Source organism: Gottfriedia luciferensis, from assembly GCF_001712755.1.
Lineage (GTDB): Bacteria > Bacillota > Bacilli > Bacillales > Bacillaceae_G > Gottfriedia > Gottfriedia luciferensis_B.
In genome coordinates, this window is the sequence record NZ_MDKC01000032.1 from 324,253 (window position 1) to 331,606 (window position 7,354).

5 protein-coding genes are annotated in these 7,354 nt (G+C 33.0%); 1 reads left to right on the top strand and 4 read right to left on the bottom strand.

Annotated features, from left to right (window positions below; genetic code table 11):
* Positions 1 to 10: 10 nt before the first annotated feature.
* From rpoZ to BED47_RS16500, 4 genes are all read right to left on the bottom strand, one after another.
* On the bottom strand, positions 11 to 223 hold the full coding sequence (gene rpoZ / locus BED47_RS16485; protein WP_025568819.1) for a DNA-directed RNA polymerase subunit omega: 213 nt from the start codon (positions 221 to 223) through the stop codon (positions 11 to 13).
* Positions 224 to 226: 3 nt separating this feature from the next.
* Positions 227 to 844, bottom strand: coding sequence for a guanylate kinase (gmk, locus tag BED47_RS16490; protein WP_069034530.1), 618 nt, complete (start codon positions 842 to 844; stop codon positions 227 to 229).
* A gap of 153 nt (positions 845 to 997) precedes the next feature.
* Entirely contained in the window at positions 998 to 1,867 is an 870-nt protein-coding gene (locus BED47_RS16495) for a YicC/YloC family endoribonuclease (RefSeq protein ID WP_069034531.1), read from the bottom strand.
* 147 nt (positions 1,868 to 2,014) lie between these two features.
* On the bottom strand, positions 2,015 to 4,687 hold the full coding sequence (locus BED47_RS16500; protein ID WP_069034532.1) for a calcium-translocating P-type ATPase, SERCA-type: 2,673 nt from the start codon (positions 4,685 to 4,687) through the stop codon (positions 2,015 to 2,017).
* Between the two features lie 456 nt (positions 4,688 to 5,143).
* Here BED47_RS16500 and BED47_RS16505 point away from each other — a divergent pair, with 456 nt between their 5' ends.
* Entirely contained in the window at positions 5,144 to 6,844 is a 1,701-nt protein-coding gene (locus BED47_RS16505; protein WP_025568824.1) for an Rqc2 family fibronectin-binding protein, read from the top strand.
* Positions 6,845 to 7,354 lie beyond the last annotated feature (510 nt).

Genomic DNA, 7,354 nt, shown 5'->3' on the forward strand with positions numbered 1-7,354 from the left:
CAGTTAAATATTAATCTTCTTTAACTTCTTCAAGTTTTCTATAAGATAATAATCCAGCATTAATTTCTTCTAATGCTTTTCCTACAAATTTATCAGATACTGGTTTTTCAACACGAGTATCTTTATTTACTTGCATTTCGCGAGCACGCTTTGAAGCAACTGTTACTAGCGTATATTTTGAGTCTAATTTTGTTAATAAACGGTCAATCGAAGGATATAACATAGTTTATTCGGCCTCCATCATTCTTTTATAATAATTTGCAACTCGTTCACGTTTTAAATGTTCACTTAAAATAATTGCTTTAATACGGTCACAAGCTAAATCAACTTGATCATTTTCAACTACATAATCGTAAGCATCCATCATTTCAATTTCTTCTTTTGCTGCATTCATACGATTCATAATCACATCTTCAGTTTCTGTGCCTCTTGTTACAATTCTATTTTGTAATTCTCTCATACTTGGAGGGGCTAAGAAAATAAAAATTCCTTCTGGAAAGGCTTTTTTTACTTGTAAGGCACCTTGAACTTCAATTTCTAGGAAAATGTCTTTTCCTTCGCTTAATGTTTTTTCAACATAATCAATTGGCGTTCCATAGTAATTACCTACAAACTCTGCCCACTCAAGAAATTTATCTTCATTTATTTTCTGTTTGAAATCTTCTTTTGATGTAAAGAAATAATCTACTCCATGTACTTCACCTTCACGAGGATTTCTTGTCGTCATCGAAATACTATATTGCAGATCTAAGTCCTTATTATCAAAAATAGCTTTACGCACCGTACCCTTACCTACTCCTGATGGACCAGAAAGTACGATTAATAAGCCTCTTTCATGCCTCATTTATGACCCTACCCTTCTAATTCTAGACAGTTTTATTTATTAAAGGTCAATCTATTGTTACTTCTGCGTGTTAGAGTCAATTAATAAAAAATTAATTAGTCTTCTACTTCACATTGTTACCGGACCTTTGCAACTATAAACAAATCTTTTACATTATTCAATATTTTGAACTTGCTCTCTAATTTTTTCAAGATTATTTTTAATTTCAACAACTTGTTTAGAAATATCTAATGAGTTTGCTTTCGAACCAATCGTATTCACTTCTCGATTCATTTCTTGTACGATGAAATCTAATTTTCGTCCAATTGATTCTTTTATTTGTAAAGTTTCATTAAACAATTCTAAATGACTAGTTAGTCGAACTAATTCTTCAGATATGTCACATCGATCCGCAAAGAGCATAAGTTCTGTTAATAATCTTTGCTCATCAACCGCTGTTAATTCAACTTCCGCTAATTTAGTTTGCAGTTTTTCACGATATGATTTCAAAACAAGAGGAGAATGAACAGTAATCTGTTTTTTACATTCTTCAATTGCTGTTAATCTTTCTATTAAATCTTTTTTAAGTTGTCCACCTTCTTTGCACTTAACATCAAAAAATTGCTGACATGCATTTTCAGTAGTCGTTAACAATAATTCTTCAAAATTATCATTGATTTGTTCTACTTCACTTACTGTAGTAACTTCAGGTAGCTTTAATAAATCGATTGGATTGTAAAAAGATTTATTTTGCTCTTCACCTGAAAGATGTTCTATCGCTTTTTTATATTGTTGAATTAAGCCTTCATCTATTTGTAATGTACGTTGTAATAAGCCCTCAATTGTAACAAAAACCTCAACTCGACCTCGACTAGTATACTCAGCTACAATTTTCTTAATTGCATCTTCATATGCTAATAATTGCCTCGGCATTCGAACGATTGTCTCTAAGTATCGATGATTCACTGCTTTCATTTCAATATGTATTTTGTACTGTTCATTTGACAAAATGGCTTTACCATACCCTGTCATACTTACGACCATTGTTCCACTTCCAATACACTAATTTTCTCTCTAATTTATTTCCCAAATTTCATTCAATATGTAAAAGAGAAAAGGTAATAGAGCATACCTCTACTACCTTAAGGAATTATAACATATTTTAAATTGGTTATCCATTTTGTTCGTAAATTATTTTTTCTTAGTAAATAATGCGCCTGCAAGCATAAAAGTTGGAATTGATGATAGACCTCCAATTAAAAACCAATCTCTAGGCACGATCGGAATCGTTTTGAAAATAGGTTGTAATGGTGGGTAGTAAATAACAACTAGCATTAATAGCATCGAAACAATAACAGCACCAATTAAATATAAATTTCCAAATACATTTCGATGGAAAATGGAACGTTCACTTCTACAATCAAATACATGAATTAATTGAGCTAAAACTAATGTAGAAAATGCAACTGTTTGTGCGTATTCTAGTTGATTCGGATGTTGATTATACGAAATAATGAAGGCTAAAAGAGTAACAAATCCAATTAAAAACCCTCTTGAAATAATTTTCCATCCTAAACCTCTTGCAAATATCCCTTCTGATAATGAACGAGGACTTCTTTTCATTACATCATCTTCAGCTGAATCAACACCTAATGCCATTGCAGGTAATCCATCAGTCACTAGATTTACCCATAGAATTTGTACTGGAACAAGTGGTAAAGGTAGCGCTAATAACATCGCAAACAACATAACTAAAATTTCACCTACATTTGAAGCTAATAAATAACGGATAAATTTACGAATATTACTATAAATATTGCGTCCTTCTTTAATTGCAGACTTGATCGTAGCAAAATTATCATCCAGTAAAACTAATGCTGAAGCTTCCTTTGCAACATCTGTACCAGTAATCCCCATTGAAATTCCAATATCCGCTGCTTTAATAGCTGGTGCATCATTTACGCCATCACCAGTCATTGCTACAATATGTCCATTCGCTTGAAGTGCTTTAACAATTTTCAATTTATGTTCAGGTGAAACTCGGGCAAACACAGCAGCATCTTCAACAAATTCCTGGATCTGCTCTACAGAAAGTGCATCTAATTCTTTTCCTTCTACTACTCTACCGTTATCTCTTAAGATTCCTAGTTTTCTAGCAATACTAGAAGCTGTTAACTTATGGTCTCCAGTAATCATAACCGTCCTAATACCAGCTTCTTTACACTCTTGAACAGCTTGTGCAACTTCTGCTCTAGGTGGGTCAATCATCCCTTGTAAACCAATAAAAGTTAAATTACTTTCGAGATCCCTTTCATCAATGATCGAATTAGGATTTAATGGTTTAAAAGCAATTGCAATCGTACGAAGTGCATTATTTGCATATGTTTCGATTATACTTTCAACTGAATTTTGTCTAAACGTATTTAATTGTTCTTCTCTTTCATGCCATAAAATTGTATTACATTTTGAAAGTAAGACGTCTGGTGCACCCTTTGTAATCACAAATTGCTCACCTGATCGATTTTTTACAACGACCGACATCATTTTCCTTGTACTATCAAAAGGAAGCTCATGTATTCTAGTAAAATTTGAATTTACGTATTCACGGTCAATCCCAGCTTTATAACCCGCAACAACAATTGCACCTTCAGTTGGATCTCCATCTAGTACGATTTCTTTTTTCTTTTTAATTAATTCTGCATCACTACAAATAGATCCAAATACAAGTGTTTGAAATAATTGTTTATTTAAAGTTGGATTAATCGTTCTCTCTTTATTCGTAAATTCTCCATCGATTGCATATCCGTTTCCAGATACTTCATAACTAGATCCGCCCGACCAAATATTTGTAACAGTCATTTTATTTTCTGTCATAGTCCCCGTTTTATCTGAACAAATGACCGAAGCACAACCTAATGTTTCAACCGCTTGAAGCTTTCGAACGATTGCTTTCTTTTTAATCATCCGTTGCACACCAAGTGATAAAGCAACCGTTACAATTGCTGGCAAACCTTCTGGAATCGCAGCAACTGCAAGTGACACACCAGCTAAAAACATATGATATAATTCATTTCCTTGATAAACACCGATAAATACAACTAAAGCTGTTAAAAACAATGCTAAAACTATCAATATTTTCCCTAATTGTTCTAATCGTCTTTGTAAAGGTGTAACAATGGTTTCTGTATTTTGAAGTAAATTCGCAATTTGACCCATTGCAGTTTTCATTCCTGTCGATACAACAACACCTTTACCATTTCCACGCGTAACGAGTGTTCCCATAAACCCCATATTATCTTGATCACCAATACCAATATCATCTGTCTGAATTGATTCAAATCTTTTTTGAACTGGAACCGATTCACCTGTTAGCGCTGATTCTTCTATGTATAAACTTGATGCTTCGATTATGCGAATATCAGCACCAATCCGATCGCCACTTGAAAACTTAATAATATCCCCAACAACTAAATCTTTTGAAGGGAGCTTAACAAATTGCCCATCACGCAAAACATTTACTTGTGGAGCAGCCAATTCTTTCAAGGCTTCTAATGATCTCTCTGCCTTTGCTTCTTGAAAATATCCTAAAATCCCGTTAATTAATACAATAGCCATAATCGCAACTGCATCTACTACTTCCTTTAAAAAGATTGATATAATCGTTGCGCCTAATAATACAAAAACCATAAAATCATTAAACTGATTTAAAAATAAAACGAGTTTGGAAGTTTTCTCTGATTCCTTTAATTCATTTGCCCCAAAAGTTGCTCGCCTTTTCTTTACCTCCTCATCAGTTAAACCGGAGGAAACATTTGTATTCGTTACTTGCACGACTTCTTCCGCTCTCATCCGATAAAAATTCATACCCGCGTTCACCCCTAATTAAACATTAGGTAAGTTGTCCCCCTTACCTCTCATAAAAGCATATTCAGACTCGTCCAAATAAATGATATAATGATGAAAATAAATCTAGCTTTTAACCAACTAGAACTGTGACAAGACCAATCAAGATATTGTATGATTGAATTCCACGAGAAATTTCTTGATTGTTTATTTAATGGATATGAGCCAGATTAAGAATTATGATGATTTGAGAAATAGATTGAATGTAATTAGAAGTTAATTGAAACTTTAGGATCGTGATTAGAGGGAATGTGCTCAGGTACTGCCAAAATGGTAAGCGAGCACTCTGTAGTGAACATCAACGTTCTATTTTCATTGATATTAGGTCACATTTAATAACCTCATCATTTTATTGATAATGATTAAAAGTTATCATTTTTTTAAAAATAGTGTTTTATAGAGTAGGACGTGATACATATGTCTTTTGACGGACTTTTTACAGGAGCTATGACAAACGAAGTAGCTTCTAAACTAACAACTGGAAGAATATCAAAAATTGTACAACCAAGTAACTATGAAGTACTTCTTACTGTGAGAGCTAATGGTGCCAATTACAAACTAATCATAAGCGCTCACCCTAGTTACGCTAGATTCCATTTTACAAATCAAAACTACGATACACCATCAGAACCATCAATGTTTACAATGCTTTTAAGAAAACATTTAAATGGTGGAATCATTGAAAGCATTACACAGTTAGAACACGAACGAATCGTTAACATTAAAGTTCGTAGTAGAAATGAAATTGGTGATGAACAATACCGAACATTGATCATTGAATTAATGGGCAGACATAGTAATATCCTTTTAATTGATGAAGAAAGACAAGTAATATTAGATAGTATAAAGCATGTACCAATGGCTGTTAATCGTCATCGAATAGTACAACCCGGTGCTACTTATATTTCTCCTCCTAATCAAGAAAAACATGATCCATTTCAAGTCACTTCTAAAGAGGAGTTTAATCAACTTATTACACAAAATGATCAATCACCTTCCGAAGCAATTGTTGAACATTTCTCCGGAATCTCTCCATTACTCGCAAATGAAATTGTCTATAATGGAAAAAAAGATGTGTATAATTCGTTTAAAACAATCATGAATGAAATACAATTAAAAAAGTTTACTCCTTCTCTTTTTCGCTTAGAATCGAGAGAAATGTTTTATTTCATAAATTTATCTCACTTACAAGCCGAACAAACTGTTTTCGATAGCTTAAGTGAGCTTTTAGATGTTTATTACTTTGGTAAAGCTGAACGTGACCGTGTAAAACAACAAAGCGGAGACTTAGAAAAACTGTTACAAAATGAACTAACAAAAAACAAGAAAAAAATTAAAAAGTTACACAAAAGTCTTGAAGATACTGATAAAGCAGATAAAATTCAGTTACAAGGCGAATTGCTTACTGCAAATATGTTTGCACTTCAAAAAGGTATGAAAGAAATTGAAGTAATTAATTACTATGACGAAAATGGTGCCACTGTAGTCATACCTTTATCGCCATTAAAAACACCTTCTGAAAATGCACAAGCTTATTTCACCAAATATACTAAGCTTAAAAATTCAGTCGCACATATTGAAGAGCAAATTAAATTAACGAAAGAAGAAAATGATTATTTAGAGACAGTGATCCAGCAAATCGAGTCTGCTTCACCACGTGATTTGGAAGAAATTAGAGAAGAACTAGTGGAGACGGGTTATATAAGAAAGAAAAAATCGAAAAAAGCCCAAAAGTCAAACAAACAAAAAGTTACATTAGATGAATACATCTCTACTACTGGTGAACAATTATTAGTCGGTAAAAATAATAAACAAAATGATTATTTGACAAATAAACTTGCGAGTCGAGATGAGCTTTGGTTTCATACTAAAGATATCCCGGGCTCCCATGTTGTCATTCGTGCTAAGGATCCTAGTGAAATTGCGATTAAAGAAGCTGCTATTATTGCTGCATATTTTAGTAAAGCACGTCAATCAAGCTCGGTCCCAGTTGATTACACGGAAATCCGCCATGTTAAAAAACCAAATGGTTCAAAACCAGGTTTTGTCATATACGAACAAAACAATACGGTTTATGTAACACCTGATGAAGAACTTGTATTAAAATTGAAGAAATAAAAAAATGGTGCCTTTAAAGGGCACCATTTTTACAGAGTGTTGAAATATAAAATGGTCAATAGGGAAAAAGCATATTAAATTGAAGTTATTTATGATGAAATTATCATTTATCGGATGATTTATTAATGGTTTCAAATGTTAGTATTTTGATCAATTTCATGATTCCAAAAATCACTAGTAATGATTTTTTTCCAAAGTTAAAAATTCTAGGTCTAATTTTTAGAAAAACAAATTCAGTTGATTAGTTTAATTAAAGTTCGATAATAGTAGACCTACAAGTTGATTTATATACAATAGTTTGGTTACTCTAAGTAAAGGCTATTTGATTAGGATTTATTGCAGACTTTTCTTTGATGAATAGTTTGATTGGAACGGAGGGGTGCTCGACTCCTATGGGATTAGCGGGAAGGCTGAGACCCCGCAGGCTTGCCGAGGAGGCTCAGGTCTCGCCCCATGGAAAGCGAGCATCCTGTAGTGGAAATCAACATCACTCTACTCCTTTTACGAAAA

Bases quoted from the DNA above. Each gene is read 5' to 3' on its own strand.
- BED47_RS16505 (WP_025568824.1), top strand. From the start codon at position 5,144: ATGTCTTTTGACGGACTTTTTACAGGAGCTATGACAAACGAAGTAGCT.
- rpoZ (WP_025568819.1), bottom strand. From the start codon at position 223: ATGTTATATCCTTCGATTGACCGTTTATTAACAAAATTAGACTCAAAA.
- BED47_RS16500 (WP_069034532.1), bottom strand. From the start codon at position 4,687: ATGAATTTTTATCGGATGAGAGCGGAAGAAGTCGTGCAAGTAACGAAT.
- gmk (WP_069034530.1), bottom strand. From the start codon at position 844: ATGAGGCATGAAAGAGGCTTATTAATCGTACTTTCTGGTCCATCAGGA.
- BED47_RS16495 (WP_069034531.1), bottom strand. From the start codon at position 1,867: ATGGTCGTAAGTATGACAGGGTATGGTAAAGCCATTTTGTCAAATGAA.